Source organism: Ornithinimicrobium sediminis, assembly GCF_021272345.1.
Lineage (GTDB): Bacteria > Actinomycetota > Actinomycetes > Actinomycetales > Dermatophilaceae > Ornithinicoccus > Ornithinicoccus sediminis_B.
Genome location: NZ_JAJSDQ010000006.1, coordinates 67,963 through 85,737, shown reverse-complemented (window position 1 = coordinate 85,737; position 17,775 = coordinate 67,963). Strand labels below are relative to the sequence as shown.

Here is a 17,775-nt window from a genome sequence, read left to right as displayed (position 1 = left end):
CGACGCGTCCGCCCAGGAAGCGAGTCCCGCATGTCATCCAACAGAGCTGTTGCGTACATGGGCCCAGGTCAGACGGAGGTCCAGGACATCGACTACCCGACCTTCGAGCTCCAGGACGGCCCGGGGGTCAACCCGGACAACGTCGGGCGGTCGCTGCCCCACGCGGCGATCCTCAAGGTGGTCACCACCAACATCTGCGGCTCGGACCAGCACATGGTGCGGGGCCGGACGACGGCGCCCGAGGGGCTCATCCTCGGCCACGAGATCACCGGTGAGGTCGTCGAGACCGGGCCGGGCGTGGAGTTCGTCAAGAAGGGCGACCTGTGCTCGGTGCCCTTCAACATCGCCTGCGGCCGGTGCCGCAACTGCAAGGAGCGCCGGACCGGCATCTGCCTCAACGTCAACCCCGACCGGCCGGGCAGCGCCTACGGCTACGTGGACATGGGGGGCTGGGTCGGCGGGCAGGCGGAGTACGTGCTCGTGCCGTACGCCGACTGGAACCTCCTGCGCTTCCCCGACAAGGACCAGGCCATGGAGAAGATCCTGGACCTGACGATGCTGTCCGACATCTTCCCGACCGGCTTCCACGGCGCCGTCACCAGCGGCGTCGAGGTGGGCTCGACGGTGTATGTCGCGGGCGCCGGGCCGGTCGGTCTGGCCGCGGCCGCCTCCGCCCAGCTGCTGGGTGCGGCCGTCGTCATCGTCGGTGACCTCAACGAGGAGCGGCTGGCCCAGGCCCGCAGCTTCGGCTGCGAGACCGTCGACGTGTCCCAGGGTGACCCGAAGGACCAGATCGAGCAGATCCTCGGTGTGCCCGAGGTCGACTGCGGTGTGGACGCGGTCGGTTTCGAGGCACGTGGCCACGGTGCGGGGTCGGCGCAGGAGGCGCCGGCGACGGTGCTCAACTCGCTGATGGACATCACGCGCGCCGGCGGTGGCCTGGGCATCCCCGGCCTGTACGTCACCGGCGACCCCGGTGCGGCCGACGACGCGGCCAAGGAGGGCTCGCTGTCGCTGCGGCTCGGCCTGGGCTGGGCGAAGTCGCACTCCTTCATGACCGGACAGTGCCCGGTGATGAAGTACCACCGCGGGCTGATGATGGCGATCCTGCACGACCGGGTCGACATCGCCAAGGCCGTCAACGCCACCACGGTCAGCCTGGACGAGGCGCCCCAGGCCTACGCCGACTTCGACTCCGGGGTCGCCAAGAAGTACGTCATCGACCCGCACGGCATGGTCGGCTGAGGTCCGCCACGCTCAGCCCGTCGGGTCCCGGTGCGCGCGCTCCCAGAGTGCCGCCGACCGGGGCCCGACCTCTGCGTCGTGGGTCTGCTGGAAGCTGCGGCCCCCACGCCGGAACGTCAGGTGCACCGCCGCCGGCACCTCGTCGGGTGACGTCGGCGCCTCGAGCCAGTCGCAGGCCCGGACGTGCACCAGGTCGTGCTCGAAGGCCTCCGGCGCGTCGTCGTAGCGCCACGGGCCGGCCATGCGGCCGAGGTACAGGTCACCGTCCACGTCGCGCGTCCACGCGAAGGCGCCGTCGGGCACCGCGGCGAACCGCTCCAGCCGGCGGGCGGCACGCGGACCGTGCTCCTCCTCGGTGAGTGCCAGCGCCTGCGCCAGGCTGACGGGTGGGCGGGACAGCCGACCACCCGTACCGCAGACGCCGAGCTCGAGGGCACGCTCGACGGCGGCCCCGGGTGGGACGTCCTGCCGGTGCGAGCGCATGGGAGCGCGGTAGACCGGGTGCATCCGAGCAGTCTGGCAAAGGGCGGGCCGTGCCGGCGGTGCCGGGGTTTGCCACACTGGGGCATGAGCTCCGAGCCGAGGTCCGCCGCGGGCGGGGACGACCCTGCCGAGACGCCGGACCACGAGCCCGTCCCCGGGCGGATGCGGGGGCAGGACGTGCAGACCTGGGTCGACCAGGCCATCCAGCAGGCACAGCGCAGGGGCGACTTCGACAACCTCCGCGGCGCGGGCAAGCCGTTGCGCTCCCTCGAGCGGCCGCACGACCCCGACTGGTGGCTCAAGGGGCTGCTGGAGCGTGAGCAGATCGACCCGGTGGCGGCGCTGCCGGGGCCGATGGCCCTGCGCCGGGAGCGGGAGACCTTCCCCGAGGCGCTGGCCGACATCCGTGACGAGCGCCAGGTCCGTGAGGTGCTGGAGGACTTCAACGCCCGGGTGGTCGAGGACCGCCTGCGTCCCAGCTTCGGTCCGACGCTGCCGGTGGTCGTGCCGCGCGTCGACGTCGAGGAGATGGTGCTGCGATGGCGTGAGCTCCGGGCTCGTGCGGCACCGCCCACCCCAGCCCCGTCGACCACGCCACCACCGGCCCGGCCCCCGCCGCGGACCCGGTGGTGGCGTCGACGCCGGCGTCACGACCCCGGCCCCGGAGCCTGACCCACCACCCTCACGGGGGGACGCAGCGCTCCCGGCTCACCCGTCGCGGGTGATGCCCCGGCCGGCCGGCTGCGGGGATGCTCGGCGGTGACGGTCGGCATCACCCGAGCGGAGGCCCCCCATGTCCGGCACCCTTGCCGTGGACCCACCCGACGCCGAGGTCGGCCGCCTGCAGGCGGAGGTCGACGCGTTGCGGTCGCGGCTGGCCGGGGAGCGTTCGCTGCGCTCGCGCCGGGTCCGCACCGCGGCGACGTGGGTGCTCACCGTCGCAGCCGTCCTGGCCACGGTGGTGTCCCTGCTGGGGGTCTGGACGTTCCGCACGCTCACCGACAGCGACCTCTTCGTGCAGCGGGTCGGCACCGTCGTCGAGGAGCCCGAGGTGGCCCAGGCCATCGGCGCCCGGGCGGCGGAGGAGGTCGTGACGGCCCTGGAGCTGGAGGACCGGCTGCGCACCCGGCTGCCCGACGAGCTCGGCGTGGCTGCGGGCCCGGTCGCGACCGCGGCGGAGGGCTACCTGGCGCAAGGCGCCACGACCGTGGTCGAGGACGACCGTTTCCAGGTGGCGTGGGAGAGCGCCCTGCGCGAAGGTCACCGCATCTCGACCGCCGTCCTCGCCGGCGAGAGCACCGCCACCCTCACCACCGAGGGGGGCCTGGTCGTGGTGGACCTGACACCCGTGGCCAACACCCTCGTCGCCCGCGGCTCCGGCTTCCTGTCCGACCTGCTCGGGCGGGACATCGACCCCGTCACGCTGACCTCCGGCAACCTGGGCTCCGCAGCCGCGGCCCTGGAGACCCAGCTGGACGTCGAGCTGCCCGACGACTTCGGCCACGTCGTCCTGTTCGAGTCCGAGAACCTCGCGAGCGCACAGGCGGCCTACCGCTCGGCCGGCCTGGCGGTCTGGCTGGCGCCGGTGCTGGCCCTGCTGCTCGTCGTCCTGGCCGTGGCCACGGCGCTGCACCGCCTGCGCACCCTGCTGGCCGTCGTGGTCGGGTCCGCCCTGCTGCTGATGGTCGTCGGGCTGGCCATGACGCCCCTGCGGGACACGCTGGTGGGCAACGTCGCCGACACCGGCTTGGCGCCTGCGGTGGGCAGCGCCTACGACACCGTCACCGCAACCCTGCGGACGGGGATCGTCGTCGCCGCCGTGGCCGGCCTGGTGGCCGCACTGGTCCTCCTCCTCACCGGCCCGTCGCGCCTGGCACAGGCGGCCCGTGACCTGGCCCGTCGGGCACCCGGCCTGGTCGCCGCGCAGCGCACCTCCTCGCTCGTCGTCGGTGCTGTCGTGGTGCTCCTGGTGATGGCGGTCGTCCCCGGTCGCGGCTGGGGCCAGCTGCTCGGCGGGCTCCTGCTCTACGGTGCGTTCGCGACAGCGGTCCTGCTCGCCACCCCCGCACCCGGGCCAGGCGCGCAGGAGCCAGCACCGGTCACCGAGACCACGCAGGACGACCTCGCCGGGTCCCCTGGCCGTGACGGCGTCTGAGCGTTGCCGCTCGGCTGCCGCGTGGCGAGCGGCCTCGCGGTTAGGCTCGCACCATGCTGGCCCTTCTGCGCACCGTGCGAGAGCTGCTCACGGTGCTCCCCGGGGGCAGCCGCCGGTTCATCATCGTGTTCGCCGTGCTGCAGAGCGCACTGGCGATCCTGGACGTCGCCGCGCTCGGCCTGCTCGCGGTGGTGCTCTCGCCGATGCTCACCGAGCAGGAGGTGACCCTGCCGGTGGTCGGGACCATCGGTGAGCCGGAGCAGTTCCGCAACGTCCTCATCGCGGTGGGGCTGCTGATCATCAGCAAGAGCGTCTTCGCCATCGGTCTGCAGTGGTGGGCCACGCGCCGCTTCGCGATGTTCGAGCAGGTCCTGGGCGCCAGCCTGCTGGAGACCACCTTCCGGGCGCCGTGGACCGAGCGGCTCCAGCGCAACTCCACCGACCTGGTGCGGGCGACCGACGTCGGGGTCGGGGCGACCGTCGCCGGCGTGCTCATCCCGTTCGCCCAGCTCTCCGGTGAGGTCTTCACCTTCCTCGCCGTGCTCGTCGTGCTGGTCGTGGCCGAGCCGCTGCTGGCGACGGCCACGATCGTCTACTTCGGGCTGGTCGCGGCGGTGCTCTACCTCTGGGTGCTGCGCAAGGCGGTGCGGGCAGGCCAGGACAACCGCACCTACTCCACCCAGGCCGTGCGGCTGGTCAGCGAGATGGTCCACTCCCTCAAGGAGATCACCCTGCGCAACAAGGCGGGGGAGGTCGCCGAGGTGGTGCTCGGCGTGCGCAAGCGGGCCTCCCAGGCACGTGCCGACCAGTCCTTCCTGGGGGCCATCCCGCGCTACGTCCTGGAGGCGGCGCTCATCGGGGGGCTGGGCATCGGGGCCACCATCGGCTACCTGCAGGACGGTGCCACCGGCGCCCTCGCGGCCGTGGCCCTGTTCGGCGTGGCGGGCTTCCGCATCGTCCCCTCGTTGACGCGCTTCCAGACGATCATGGCGCAGACCGGCGCGAACATGCCGTTCGCCGAGCAGGTCATGGCGGAGATCGAGCGCGGCAAGGCGTATGTCGCGGCAGAGGAGGCGGCCGGCGACACCGAGCTGCCCGAGGGAGCCCGCTCCCTGCGGCTGGAGGAGGTGACCTTCACCTACCCCGGGGGAGAGGTCCCGGCGGTGCGTGACGTCAGCCTCGAGCTGCCCTTCGGGCAGACCCTGGCGCTCGTGGGCGCGTCCGGGTCGGGCAAGTCGACCCTCGTCGACATCGTCCTCGGTCTGCTGGTGCCCCAGGAGGGACGGGTGCTCGTGGACGAGACCCCGCTGGTCGAGGTGTTGCAGGGGTGGCGCCGCCGGGTCGGCTACGTGCCTCAGGACGTGTCCCTGTTCGACGCCTCCGTGGCTCGCAACGTGGCGCTCACCTGGAAGGACGACGAGGTCGACGAGGACCGGGTGCGCCGCGCACTGGCACGCGCGCAGCTCCTCGACGTCGTCGAGGCCCGGCCGGGCGGCATCCATGGCAAGGTGGGGGAGCGTGGGCTCAGCCTCTCCGGAGGCCAGCGCCAGCGGCTGGGGGTGGCCCGGGCCCTCTACACCGACCCCCTCGTGCTGGTGATGGACGAGGCGACCTCGGCCCTGGACACCAGCACCGAGGCCGCTGTCACGACCGCGATCCGCGAGCTGGCCGGTGAGGTCAGCGTCATCGTGGTCGCCCACCGTCTCGCCACGATCCGGCACAGCGAGCAGGTGTGCTTCATGCGCGACGGTCACCTCGTGGCCCGGGGGACCTTCGAGGAGGTCATCGCGGCGGAGCCGGACTTCGCGACCCAGGCGGCGCTGGCCGGGCTGACCGAGGGGCGTGCCCGTGCCTGAGCCCCTGCCGCCGGTCCGCGGGCGCGCGCCCCGGGTCGCCCTGCTGGTCTACAACGACGCCCACGCCGACGCCCGGGTGATCAAGACCGCGACGACGCTGCGCGACGCCGGGGCCGAGGTCCGCATCTTCGCCGTGGCCCGGGCGCGGTCCGGCTACCCGGAGGGGGAGGACACGGTCGGGCCGGGCATCCCGGTGCAGCGGGCCCCCGAGTTCGAGCTGGTGCGCTACGCGCCCTGGCTGGTCGACCTCGCACGCCGCGTGCTGGGTCGCACGGCCCCTACCGGGACGGCCGCCGACCCTCCCGTCGCCGCGGCCCCTCGTGCCGACGCCACCGTGGTCACCGTCCCCGAGGTGCCTGCTGAGGCCGCGCCGGAGGTGCCCGCTGCGGTGGCCGCCTCGGTGCCGCCGACGCTCCAGCAGCGGGCGCTGGCCCTGGGCAACGACCTCTGGCTGCGCGGCTTCCGCACCGTCAGCCTCGGGCTCTACTGGCTGAAGGCGGCTCACGCGGCGGTGGCGTGGGTGCCCGACGTGGTGCACGCCAACGACGGCAACACCCTCGCACCCGCGTGGTGGGTCGCCCGGCGGACCGGCGCGTCCGTCGTCTACGACGCCCACGAGCTGTGGAGGCACCGCAACGTGCGGCAGGACCGCCCGCTGGCCTCCCACGTCGAGGCGGCCGTCGAGTCCCTCGGTGTCGGCCGCGCCGCCGGCATCATCACGGTGAGCCCGTCCATCGCGCACTGGCTGCAGGCGACATACGACCTGCCCGTCCTGCCCACCCTGGTGCGCAACATCCCCCGACGTGCCGACGACCCGGCGGAGCCGTCCGACGGCAGGCTCCGGGAGCTGGCCGGCCTGTCGGCCGACACCCAGGTCATCGCCTACGGCGGGCGCATCACGACCTCCCGGGGCATCGAGGAGACCCTCGAGGCGCTCGCCATGCTGCCCCCGCAGGTGCACTTCGTGCTGCTGGGATACGGCGAGCCCGACTACCTCGCGACGCTGCACGCCCGGATCGCCGCCCTGGGGCTGGGTCAGCGGGTGCACTTCGTCGGCAAGGTGCCCCCCGCCGAGGTCTCCACCGCGCTGGCCGACGCCGACCTGTCGGTCGTCTACGTGCGGCCGATCTGCCTGTCCTACGAGTTCAGCCTGCCCAACAAGCTGTTCGAGTCGATCCACGCCGGTCTGCCCGTGGCCGCCGCCGACCTGCCGGACACCGCCGCGGTGGTGCACGAGCACGGGGTGGGCGAGATCTTCGACGCCGACAGCCCCACCGACATGGCCCGCACCATCAGCACGGTCCTGGCCGACCCGCAGCGCTACCGCGACGCCTCGCGGGCCGCCGCCGAGGTGCTGACCTGGCAGCACGAGGAGGCCGAGCTCCTCGGCCTCTACCGCAAGGTCCTGCGCCGGTGAGCCGTCCCCGGCTGCTCGTCATCGCCTTCAGCCCGCTGCGCAGTGACGCCCGGGTGCTGCGTCAGGTGAGGCTCTTCCGCGAGCGCTACGCCGTCACGACCGTGGGCTACGGCCCGGCGCCCGACGGCGTCGTCGCCCATGTGCGCATCCCGGACGACATCGTCGCCTGGCACAAGGACCGCAGGCTGCTCCTCCTGCGCCGCTACCAGGCTGCCTACGACACCGCTCCGGTCATCCGGCACCTGCGCCCCCTGCTGACCCCGGGCTCGTGGGACGTCGTCCTGGCCGACGACGTCGAGACGGTGCCGCTGGCGATGGGCCTGGGGGCCCGCGGCGTCCATGTCGACCTGCACGAGTACGCCACCCGGCAGAACGAGGAGTCGTGGCGCTGGCGGTGGTTCGTCGCGCCGTTCAACCGCTGGATCCTGCGACGGTGGGTCACCCGGGCCGACTCCGTGAGCACCGTCGGCCAGGCCCTCGCCGCGGAGTACCGGCGCGAGCTGGGGATCGAGGCCGAGGTGGTCGTCAACGCCGCGCCGTACGCCGACCGCTCACCCACCCCGGTGGGGTCGCCGCTGAGGCTGGTGCACTCCGGGCTGGCCCGGCGCAACCGCAGCCTGGAGGTCATGCTCGACGGGGTCAGGCAGGCACGGCGGGAGGTCACGCTCGACCTCTACCTGATGCCCAACGACCCGTCCTACCTCGCCGAGCTGCGGCGGCAGGCCCGGGACCTGCCGCAGGTGCGCTTCCACGACCCGGTGCCACCCGAGCAGCTCGGCGACGAGCTGGCGCGCCGTGACGTCGGCGTCTTCCTCCTGCCACCGCTCACCTTCAACTACCGCTACACCCTGCCCAACAAGCTCTTCGACTTCGTCCAGGCCCGGCTGGCCGTGCTGGTGGGACCGAGCCCGGAGATGGCCGACCTGGTGCGGCGGCACGGGCTGGGCGTCGTGACCGGCGACTTCACCGCGGAGTCCCTCGCCACGGCTCTGGACGAGCTCACGGACGACGACGTCGCCCGGTTCAAGGCAGCCAGCCACGCCGTGGCGCGTCACTACTCGGCGGAGGTCCAGGTGCAGGGCTGGGCGCGAGCCGTGGACGCACTGGCGACCTGAGCGCGAGGAGGGCGCGCGCGGGACGGCCTCGGACTGGCACGATGGCTCCATGACCAGCGCGAGCCACCTGCCGCCCGGTCGCCCCGTCCTTGTCGGGGTGGTGCCGGGCCAGTCGCCGCTGGTCCTGACCGAGGCCGCCGACCTGGCCGGGTCGCTGGACGTGGGCCTGGTGTGCGTGTGGGTCGACGGCAGCCGCATCTTCCTGGGTGAGGCCCCCGACGGCACCGTCTACACGACGCCGCTGGACCCCGACCAGGAGGACGACAGCCGGCAGGTCGCCGAGCAGGAGATGCGGGCCCACCTCGAGGAGGTGCTGGCCGGCACCGGCGTGCCGTGGGTGTTCGTCTACACCCTCGGCGAGGTCACCCACGGCCTGACCGGCGCCGCCCGCGAGTACGACGCACGGCTCATCGCCGTGGGACCGCGCAGCGCCGGGCTGACCGGCTGGATGGGCGAGCTCATCGGGGGGTCGGTGGCGGGCCGTCTGGCGCACACCCAGGAGCGCCCCGTGCTCGTCGTCCCTCCCCGGTCCAGGCACGCCGGGTGAGCCGTCCGCACCACCTCCACGGGGGGCTCGTCCTCCTGGTGGCGGCCGGCGGCATGGTGGGCACCGCAGGTCGCTACCTGCTCAGCACGGCGCTGCCGCAGCAGGACGGCTGGCCGGTGGGCACCCTCGTCGAGAACGTGCTGGGGGCGTTCCTGCTGGGGCTGCTGCTGGAGGCGCTGGTGCGGGGCGGCAGGGAGACCCGGCGCGGCACCGTGCTGAGGCTGGGGCTCGGCACGGGGGTCCTGGGCGGGTTCACGACGTTCAGCGCGCTGGCGATCGAGGTCGAGCGCCTGCTGGCCGACGGCCAGTGGGCGCTGGCCGCGGGGTATGCCGTGACGAGCCTGGCCGCCGGGCTGCTGGCCTGCCTCGTGGGTGTGCTGGTCGGTGCCCGGAGGTCGTCGTGACAGTGCTGCTGGTCGTGCTCCTCGGGGGGCTGGGAGCCGCGACCCGGTTCGTCGTTGACGGCGTGGTCACGCAGCGCTCGGGCACGGGGCTGCCGGTAGGGACGATGCTGGTGAACGTGTCGGGGTCCGCGCTGCTCGGTCTGCTGACCGGCGCCCGGCTCTTCCACGGCCTGGACGAGACGGCCTACGTCGTGCTGGCGGTCGGCTTCTGCGGGGGGTACACGACCTTCTCCACGGCCATGGTGGAGACCGTGCGGCTGGCGCAGGGTGGCGACGTGCGCCGAGCCGTCGTCACCGTGACCGGGTCCCTCGTGCTGGCCGTGGCGGCCGCCGCGGCCGGGGTCGCGGCCATGGCGGCTCTGGACGCCCTCTAGCCGACGACCACCTTCTCGCCCAGCCAGGGCACGGCGACGGCGCAGTCCAGCTGCTCGCGGACCCGTGCCGCGAGCGCGCGGGCCGCCTCCGGCTCGCCGTGCAGGACGTAGACCGTCTCCGGAGGACTGGGCAGCTCCGCCAGCCAGGCCAGCAGCTCGGGGCCGTCCGCGTGGACGGAGAACTCCTCCTCGCTGACCACCTCGGCACGCACCCGCACGTAGCGGCCGTGGATCTTGACCTCGGTCGCGCCGTCCCGCAGCGCCCGGCCCCGGGTGCCCACCCCCTGGTAGCCGGCGAGCACGACCGTGTGGCGCCGGTCCGGCAGCATGTGGGCCAGGTGGTGGATGACCCGGCCGCCGGTGGCCATGCCGGAGGCCGACACGATGACGCACGGCTCGGTGGGGTCGTTCAGCCGCTCGGACTCCTCTGCGCTCGCCGCGGCGTGCAGCCGGGGGATGCTGTCGATCTCCGCGACGACCCCCGGCCGGAGCTCGGCACGCAGGTCCGGGCGCAGGTAGACGTCGAGGACCTTCAGCGCCATGGGGCTGTCCACGAAGACCGGCACCTCGGGCACCTGGTGGGAGGCCATGAGGCGGGCGAGGGCCAGCAGCACCACCTCGGTCCGGTCGACCGCGAACGCCGGGACGAGCACCGAGCCACCGCGACGCACCGTCCGGCGGACGACGGCGGCCAGGCCGGCGTGCTCCTCGTCGGGGGCGGGGTGGGTGCGGTCGCCGTACGTCGACTCCACCACGACGGTCCGCGCTGCCGGCGGCCGGCCCCGCGGGCGCAGGAGCGGGTGGTCCGGACGGCCCAGGTCACCCGAGAAGAGCACGGAGGCCTGGCCCGCGGCGACGTGCACGCTGGCCGAGCCGAGGATGTGCCCCGCGGGGACGAGGGTGGCCAGGGTGCCGTCCCCGAGGTCCCGCGGAGCGTGGAAGGGCAGGGCACGGAAGGCGGCGACGGCACGGTCGGCGTCGGCGACGGTGTAGAGCGGCAGCGGAGGGGAGTGCTTGGACCAGCCGCCCGCTGCGGCATACCGCGCCTCCTCCTCGATGAGGTGGGCGCTGTCGCGCAGCACGATGGCGGCCAGGGCAGCGGTGCCCTCGGTCGCCCAGACCGGTCCGGGGAAGCCCTTGCGCACCAGTGCCGGCAGGTAGCCGCAGTGGTCCAGGTGGGCGTGGCTGAGGACGACGTCGCTGATGCTCGCCGGAGCCACCGGCAGCGCGTCCCAGTTGCGGCGGCGCCACTCGCGCTCGCCCTGGTAGAGGCCGCAGTCGACCATCGTGCGGCGCCCCTCCCGCTCGAGGACGAACTTGCTGCCCGTGACCGTGCCGGCCGCTCCGAGGAAGGTCAGGGTGGTGGGCATGGCGGCTCCTTCGGCGGTGGGCACCTCCAGCATGGCCCCACAGCGACCCTCGGCACAGGGACGGAGGTCCCTGGTCCGCCGGTCAGCCCGGTGCGCCCAGCGCCTCCAGGACGGCCGCCGCCGCGTGGCCGGTGCCGTAGGGCGCCGCGTCGGTGGGGGAGGGTGCGGGCCGGGACGCCGCCGCGGACACCTCAGGCCCGGGCTCGACGAGCACGTTCCAGCCCAGCTGCACGGTCTCGACCCACTCGGTCTCGGCGCGCACGGTGGTGCACGGCACGCGGAGCACGAACGCCTCCTTCTGCAGGCCCCCGGAGTCGGTCACCACCCCGCGCGACGCGGCGACGGCCGCGACCAGGTCGGGGTAGGCCAGCGGCTCGCGCACGGTGAGCGCGCCGCCCTCCAGCGGTATGCCGTGCGCCGCAGCCTTCGCCCGCAGCCGCGGGTGCGCCAGCAGGACCACCGGGTGGTCGACCTGTGACAGCGCGGCGACGACCGCCGCCAGGCGGGCCGGGTCGTCGGTGTTCTCCGCCCGGTGCACCGTCGCCACCGAGAAGCCGCCGGCCGGCATCCCGAGCCGCTCCAGCACCCCAGGGGTGTCCGCCAGCTCCGCACGCACCGTCATCAGCACGTCGACCATGACGTCGCCGACGTGCACGGCGCGCCCGGCCAGCCCCTCGTCGGCCAGGTGCCCCATGGCGACCAGGGTGGGGGCCAGCAGCAGGTCGGCTGCGTGGTCGGTCAGCACCCGGTTGTGCTCCTCGGGCATCCGGCGGTTGAACGAGCGCAGGCCGGCCTCCAGGTGCGCGACCGGCAGGTGCAGCTTCACCGCGGACAGCGCCCCGGCCAGCGTGGAGTTGGTGTCGCCGTAGACGAGCACCCAGTCCGGTGCCTGCGCGCCCAGCACGGCGTCCATCCGGGCCAGGATCGCCCCGGTCTGCTCCCCGTGCGTGCCGCTGCCCACCCCGAGGTGCACGTCGGGGTCCGGGATGCCGAGGTCGTCGAAGAAGACGTCGGACAGCATCGGGTCGTAGTGCTGGCCGGTGTGCACGATCACGTGCTCCACCCCGCGACGGGCACACTCCGCTGCCACGGGGGCCAGCTTGACGAACTGAGGACGGGCACCGACCACGCTCAGGACCTTCACAGTGCCCGAGGGTAGGGCACGGGCTAGGTTGCCTCCTATGCGTGTCCTCGCCGTCACCACCTGGGCGCCGACGCGGAGCCACCCCTCGACGGGCGCCTTCGTGGTCAAGGACGTCCGCGCTCTCGCCGCGCTGGGCCATGACGTCGCCCTGGTGCACCTGTGCCCCCCGGGACAGCTCGACCGTGCGGCACCGGAGGAGCCCTCCTTCGACGGTGTGCCGGTCACCCGCATCCCGATGTCGACCACCGACCCGCGGCAGATCCGCGCAGCGGGCACGCTGCTGCGGGCGATGGCCGAGCGGGCGGACCTGGTGCACTCGATGGCCTTCTCGACCCTGCTGCCGATGGCCTGGTGGCGCCCGGACGTGCCCTGGGTGCACACCGAGCACTGGTCGGGCCTGACCGCACCGCAGACCCTGCCGGCGCTCTGGCGCCGCGCCCTGCCCGTGCTCCGACGGCTGCTGGTGCGCCCTGACGTCGTGACGGCCGTCTGCGACTACCTGGCCGACCCGGTCCGGCAGGTGCGGGGTGAGCGGCCCACCACGGTCGTGCCCTGCATCGTCCCCCGGCCCACCCCGCACCCGCGGCGCGAGGTGCCGGCGGCCGGTGCGGAGGGCGCGGAGGGCGCGGAGGGTGACAGCCTGCGCCTGGTGAGCGTGGGCGGGCTGATCCCCCGCAAGGACCCGGTGCTCGCGGTCGACGTCGTCGCCGAGCTGTGCGGGCGGGGCCGTCCGGCCCACCTCCGGATGGTGGGGCAGGGCCCCCTGGAGGCCGACGTCATCGCCCGCGCGACCGCCCTGGGCGTCGCTGACCGGGTGGACCTCGTGGGCACGCTCGACCGTGCCGGGGTGCTGGCCGAGCTGGCGGCCGCCGACGTCTTCCTCGGCCCCACCCGGGGGGACAACTTCTTCGTCTCGTGCGCGGAGGCGGTGCTGTCGGGCCGGCCGGTCGTCGTCGGCGCGACCGGTGGGCAGGGGGAGTACCTGGACCCCCGTGTCGGGGTCACCGTCGCCGTCCAGGAGGCACCGGCCTACGCCGACGCCGTCGAGCAGGTGCTGCGCTCGGCCGCAGGGATGAGCGCGCTCGAGATCAGCGACACCATCGGGGACCGCTTCGGCGAGGAGGCGGTGGCACACGCCTACGCCACCGCCTACGGGACGGCACGGCAGGTCCACGGCCGGGGGCAGCGAGGGTGAGCGGGGCCGCGGAGGTCGACGTGGTCATCGCCGTCCACACCCCCGACCGCCCCATCGCCCGGGCGGTCGCGAGCGTGCTGGACGGCAACGCACGGCACACCCGCCTGACGGTGGTCTGCCACAACGTCGCCAGCAGCGACATCGCCGCGGTGCTCGCCCCGGGGCACCGCGACCGGGTCAGCTGGCTGGAGCACCACGACGGGACGCGCAGCGCCTCCGGTCCCTTCAACGCGGGGATGCGCGCAGCCCGCGGTGAGTTCGTGTCGATCATGGGCTCGGACGACACGCTGCGCCCCGGCGCGGTGGACGCCTGGCTCGCCCTCGCGCGAGCCCACCGCGCCGAGACCGTCGTCACCCGGCTGGCGCTCGGCACCCCGGACCGCCGGGTGCCGACACCACCGACACGTCCCACCCTGCGCGGGCTCGCCGACGTCGTGCGCGACCGGCTCAGCTACCGCAGCGCACCCCTCGGGCTGGTGTCCACCGCGGCGCGGGAGCGGCTGGGTGCCGAGCTGGTGGAGGGGATGCCGGTGGGTGGTGACGTCGCCTACGTGACCCGGCTCTGGTGCGAGACGAGGGTCGTCGTGGACCGCCGGGGCCCGGGCTACCTCATCGGCGAGGACGCGACCGACCGGGTGACCTACGCCCCGCGCTCGGTCGAGGTCGAGCTCGGCTTCCTGCACCACCTCCTCGACCAGCCGTGGTACCGGGCCTACCCCGAGGCGGTGCGCACCGCGGTCGCCACCAAGCTGCTGCGCATCCACGTCTTCGGCGCCGTCCTCCACCGACCGGACCCGCAGTGGTGGACACCGCCCGAGCGCACGGACCTGGCAGCGGTCGTGCGGCGGCTGCACACGGCCGCCCCCGCCGTGGCCGCACCGCTGTCCCGCGCGGACGTCGCCCTGCTTCGGGCGGTCCTGGACCCCTCGTCCCCGGCCACCGAGCTCGTGGCGCTGGCTCGCGCCCGGAGACGACACGGCACCCCGTCGACGGTCATCCCCGAGCGCCTCGGCCAGGTGGCCCACCCCGAGGCGCCTCCTCGCTTCATGACCGCGTCGTGGTGGGCGTCACGCTGACCGGCCCGGCACCGTATCCTCGTCGTCACCGGACGCACCGCCGGTCGAGCCACCACCGGTCGAGCCATCGCCGTCGCGCATACAAGGGGTAGGGATCACACATGAAGGTCGCGGTCGTCGCGCTGGGCAAGATCGGGCTGCCGCTGGCGGTGCAGTTCGCCGATGCCGGTCACGAGGTGGTGGGGGTGGACGTCAACGCGGCGCTGGTGGAGAAGGTCAACGCCGGGGTGGAGCCGTTCCCGGGGGAGGCGCACCTGGGTGAGAAGCTGGCGCAGCTGGTGCCGGCGGGGCGGCTGCGGGCGACGACCGACTACGGCGAGGCGGTGCCGGGCGCCGACGCGGTGGTGCTGGTGGTGCCGCTGTTCGTCGACGAGGCGACCGGTCAGCCCGACTTCGGGTGGATGGACGCGGCGACCCGGTCGCTGGCCCAGCACCTGACCCCGGGCACCCTGGTCTCCTACGAGACCACGCTGCCGGTCGGCACCACCCGCGGGCGGTGGAAGCCGATGATCGAGCAGGTCTCCGGCCTGACCGAGTCACCGGCCGACGGGTCGGCGGGCTTCCACCTGGTCTTCTCCCCGGAGCGGGTGCTCACCGGGCGGGTCTTCGCCGACCTGCGGGCCTACCCCAAGCTGGTCGGCGGGCTGAGCGAGGCCGGCACGGCGGCCGCGGTGGCCTTCTACGATGCGGTGCTGACCTTCGACGAGCGCGAGGACCTGCCACGGCCCAACGGGGTGTGGGACATGGGCTCGGCCGAGGCGGCCGAGATGGCCAAGCTGGCCGAGACGACCTACCGCGACGTGAACATCGGGCTGGCCAACCAGTTCGCCCGGTTCGCCGACTCGGTCGGCATCGACGTGCAGCGGGTCATCGAGGCGTGCAACTCCCAGCCTTACAGCCACATCCACAACCCGGGCATCGCCGTCGGCGGGCACTGCATCCCGGTCTACCCGCGGCTGTACCTGTCCACCGACCCCGCGGCGAGCGTGGTGGCGACGGCCCGGGCGGCCAACGCCGCGATGCCGGAGTATGCCGTGGCGCGGGCCGAGGCCGTGCTCGGGTCGCTGCAGGGGCTGCGGGTGGCCGTGCTGGGCGCCTCCTACCGCGGCAAGGTCAAGGAGACCGCGTTCTCCGGGGTGTTCGCCACCGTGCAGGCCCTGGCCTCCCGTGGTGCCGAGGTGCTCGTGCACGACCCGATGTACGACGACACCGAGCTCACCGCATACGGCTGGGAGCCCTACCACCTGGGTGAGCCGGTCGACGTGGCCATCGTGCAGGCCGACCACCCCGAGTACGCCGCCGTCGGCGCGCAGGACCTGCCCGGCCTCCGGCTGCTCCTGGACGGCCGCCGGGTCACCGACCCCGCCCGCTTCACCGGGGTGCCCCGACTGACGATCGGCGGGGGCGAGACCCCCACCGCATGAGCTGGCTCTCCGTGGTGCCGGGCCTGGTCGGCCTGGCCGCGCTGTGGACGCTGCCCGGGTATGCCGTGGTGCGCCTGCTCGGCGTGCGTGGGCTCGTCGCCTGGGGGGTGGGGCCGGCCGTGACCTCCGGGTATGCCGGCGTGGCCGCGGTGGCCTACGGCCTGCTCGGCGTCACCTGGTCACTGGGCACGTTCCTGCTCGCCGTGCTCGCGGCAGCGCTGGTGGCCCTGGGGCTCGGGCTCGGGCTCGGCACCCTGAGCCACCCGGCCGGCGTGCGCCCCGCGGGGCAGCGCGCCCTGGTGCGCCCCGAGCGTCTGTGGCTCGCGGCGGCGTGGGTGCTCGGCGGCGGCGTCCTCGGCGCCGCGATGATGACCGGGATGCGGCACGCCGACCAGCCGCCGCAGGCCTGGGACGCCGTCTTCCACCTCAACGCGCTGTGGTTCATCCGGGACACCGGCAACGGCTCCAGCCTGGGCGGCCTGGCGCCGATGTACGGCGACACCGTGGCGCCGTACTACCCCGCGGTCTGGCACTCGGTCGTGGCGGTGGCCCCGGGGTTCGAGCAGGTGACGGAGGCCGCGAACGCCTCCTCGGTCGTGCTCGGCTCGGTCGTCTGGATCGGCGGCCTGGTGGCCCTGGCCCGCGTCGTGTGGCCCAGGACGGCGCTGCCGGTGGTGCTCACCCCGGTGCTGGCGGCGTCCTACGTGACCTTCCCGGCGATCGCCGTCTCCATGCTGGGCGTCTGGCCGTTCGCGCTCAGTGTGGCCTGCCTGCCGGGCACCCTCGCCCTGATGATCTCGACCTTCCGGCGTGACCTCGGCTGGCGCCTGCACACCGCCTACGGCATCGCCCTGGCGTGGGCGGTGGCCGGTGTCGTGCTGTCGCACGGCTCCGGCCTGTTCTCGCTGGTGCTGCTCGCTGCGCCGCTGCTCGTGGTGCTGCTGGGCCGGCAGGCACGGCGCTACTGGCGCCGCGGCCACCGCGCCCTGGTCGGCACCGCCGTGGTGGTGGGGACGGTGGTCGCCGTCACCGGCTCCGTGGTCGTGCTGTCCTCCTCACCGGTGGAGGCGATCGTGAGCTACGAGCGCGGGGGCCAGCCGACCTACTGGCCGGGCATCGGTGCCCTGCTCATCGACCACCCGCTCATCTACGTCTACGACATCCGGTCGGTCAACCTGGCGGTCACCGCGCTGGTCGTCACCGGCGTCGTGCTGTCCCTGCGCCGCCGGCACGCACGCTGGCTCGTCGTCGCGCTCGCCCTCTCCGTCGTGCTGACCCTGCTGGCCGCCGGGCCGCCGGAGAACCCGCTGCGGGTGCTGGCGGGCTTCTGGTACACGCAGGCCTCCCGCATCAACCAGCTGCTGGTGGTCCCCGCGGTGATGCTCGCCGCGGGCGGCGGGGCCTGGGTGGCGCACCGGCTGGCACGCTGGCGCGACGTGAGCGTCACCGTCGCCGCGCTCGCCCTCGTGGTCGGTGTGGTGGCGCTGACCTCCGGGCTGCGCTGGTCGATGCACGTCCAGGTCATGTCCTCGACCTACTCCACCTGGCCGATCGCCTGGGGCACCATGCTGGAGGAGGACGAGATCGCCATGGTCGACCGGGCGGCGGAGACGCTGCCGGAGGGGGCGGTCGTGCTGGGCGAGCCCACGGCGGGGTCCCCCTACCTGCTGCACCGTAGCGACGTCGCAGTGGTCTACCCCCAGCTCACGCCTGTCGCCGGGTCACCGGAGCGGCTGCTGCTCGCCGAGCGCTTCGACGAGTGGCAGCGCACCCCCGCGGTGTGCGAGGCGGTGCGGGCCCTGGGCGTGACCCACGTGTACGCCGACGACCTGACCTTCGACGAGGGTGCCAAGTGGGAGGAGGCCACCCCCGGCCTGCGCACCATCCGCACCGACGGGCCGGACTTCGCCCTGGTCGACGAGGGCGGCCAGGCCTCGCTCTGGCGGTTCACCGGGTGCGACCGGTAGCGC

At 74.1% G+C, this 17,775-nt stretch carries 16 protein-coding genes; 13 read left to right on the top strand and 3 right to left on the bottom strand.

The features are described from left to right. The first annotated feature begins 30 nt into the window (after positions 1–30). Complete coding sequence (gene fdhA / locus LVO85_RS13565) at positions 31–1,245, top strand: formaldehyde dehydrogenase, glutathione-independent (protein ID WP_232748027.1); 1,215 nt, start codon at positions 31–33, stop codon at positions 1,243–1,245. 12 nt (positions 1,246–1,257) lie between these two features. On the opposite strand, the gene LVO85_RS13560 is transcribed toward fdhA, so the two are convergent. Further along, positions 1,258–1,752 carry a GAF domain-containing protein gene (locus LVO85_RS13560; protein ID WP_232748026.1) on the bottom strand — a complete coding sequence of 165 codons (495 nt, stop codon included), beginning with the start codon at positions 1,750–1,752 and terminating at the stop codon, positions 1,258–1,260. A 60-nt stretch (positions 1,753–1,812) separates the two neighbouring features. Between LVO85_RS13560 and LVO85_RS13555 the strand changes: the two genes are divergently transcribed. From LVO85_RS13555 to LVO85_RS13520, 8 genes are all read left to right on the top strand, one after another. After that, complete coding sequence (locus LVO85_RS13555) at positions 1,813–2,400, top strand: DnaJ family domain-containing protein (protein WP_232748025.1); 588 nt, start codon at positions 1,813–1,815, stop codon at positions 2,398–2,400. Between the two features lie 121 nt (positions 2,401–2,521). Next, positions 2,522–3,883, top strand: coding sequence for a hypothetical protein (locus LVO85_RS13550; RefSeq protein WP_232748024.1), 1,362 nt, complete (start codon positions 2,522–2,524; stop codon positions 3,881–3,883). Between the two features lie 53 nt (positions 3,884–3,936). Further along, entirely contained in the window at positions 3,937–5,739 is a 1,803-nt protein-coding gene (locus LVO85_RS13545) for an ABC transporter ATP-binding protein (RefSeq protein WP_232748023.1), read from the top strand. After that, the gene (locus tag LVO85_RS13540) at positions 5,732–7,156 is read left to right on the top strand and encodes a glycosyltransferase (protein ID WP_232748022.1); all 1,425 of its coding nucleotides are present in this window, start codon (positions 5,732–5,734) and stop codon (positions 7,154–7,156) included. Before LVO85_RS13545 ends, LVO85_RS13540 begins: the two co-directional genes overlap by 8 nt. After that, positions 7,153–8,271: a glycosyltransferase gene (locus LVO85_RS13535; RefSeq protein ID WP_232748021.1), complete on the top strand. Its 1,119-nt coding sequence runs from the start codon at positions 7,153–7,155 to the stop codon at positions 8,269–8,271. Before LVO85_RS13540 ends, LVO85_RS13535 begins: the two co-directional genes overlap by 4 nt. A 49-nt stretch (positions 8,272–8,320) precedes the next feature. Continuing rightward, positions 8,321–8,818 (top strand): universal stress protein, encoded by a 498-nt coding sequence (locus LVO85_RS13530; protein ID WP_232748020.1) that lies wholly within the window; start codon positions 8,321–8,323, stop codon positions 8,816–8,818. Next, complete coding sequence (locus tag LVO85_RS13525) at positions 8,815–9,222, top strand: fluoride efflux transporter FluC (protein WP_232748019.1); 408 nt, start codon at positions 8,815–8,817, stop codon at positions 9,220–9,222. The genes LVO85_RS13530 and LVO85_RS13525 overlap by 4 nt, the downstream gene beginning before the upstream one ends. Beyond that, complete coding sequence (locus LVO85_RS13520) at positions 9,219–9,596, top strand: fluoride efflux transporter FluC (RefSeq protein WP_232748018.1); 378 nt, start codon at positions 9,219–9,221, stop codon at positions 9,594–9,596. Before LVO85_RS13525 ends, LVO85_RS13520 begins: the two co-directional genes overlap by 4 nt. Here the strand turns inward: LVO85_RS13520 and LVO85_RS13515 are convergent. Both LVO85_RS13515 and wecB read right to left on the bottom strand, forming a co-directional pair. Further along, positions 9,593–10,966 (bottom strand): MBL fold metallo-hydrolase RNA specificity domain-containing protein, encoded by a 1,374-nt coding sequence (locus tag LVO85_RS13515; RefSeq protein WP_232748017.1) that lies wholly within the window; start codon positions 10,964–10,966, stop codon positions 9,593–9,595. The two genes, LVO85_RS13520 and LVO85_RS13515, sit on opposite strands and share 4 nt — an antisense overlap. Before the next feature lie 82 nt (positions 10,967–11,048). Then, positions 11,049–12,110, bottom strand: coding sequence for a non-hydrolyzing UDP-N-acetylglucosamine 2-epimerase (gene wecB / locus LVO85_RS13510; protein WP_232748016.1), 1,062 nt, complete (start codon positions 12,108–12,110; stop codon positions 11,049–11,051). 37 nt (positions 12,111–12,147) lie between these two features. Between wecB and LVO85_RS13505 the strand changes: the two genes are divergently transcribed. The 4 genes from LVO85_RS13505 to LVO85_RS13490 all read left to right on the top strand — a co-directional run bounded on the left by LVO85_RS13505 (position 12,148) and on the right by LVO85_RS13490 (position 17,772). Next, entirely contained in the window at positions 12,148–13,305 is a 1,158-nt protein-coding gene (locus tag LVO85_RS13505) for a glycosyltransferase (protein WP_232748015.1), read from the top strand. After that, positions 13,302–14,381 carry a glycosyltransferase family A protein gene (locus LVO85_RS13500; RefSeq protein WP_232748014.1) on the top strand — a complete coding sequence of 360 codons (1,080 nt, stop codon included), beginning with the start codon at positions 13,302–13,304 and terminating at the stop codon, positions 14,379–14,381. The genes LVO85_RS13505 and LVO85_RS13500 overlap by 4 nt, the downstream gene beginning before the upstream one ends. A 101-nt stretch (positions 14,382–14,482) precedes the next feature. Then, positions 14,483–15,805, top strand: coding sequence for a nucleotide sugar dehydrogenase (locus tag LVO85_RS13495; protein WP_232748013.1), 1,323 nt, complete (start codon positions 14,483–14,485; stop codon positions 15,803–15,805). Then, positions 15,802–17,772: a DUF6541 family protein gene (locus tag LVO85_RS13490; RefSeq protein ID WP_232748012.1), complete on the top strand. Its 1,971-nt coding sequence runs from the start codon at positions 15,802–15,804 to the stop codon at positions 17,770–17,772. Before LVO85_RS13495 ends, LVO85_RS13490 begins: the two co-directional genes overlap by 4 nt. Positions 17,773–17,775: the final 3 nt, after the last annotated feature.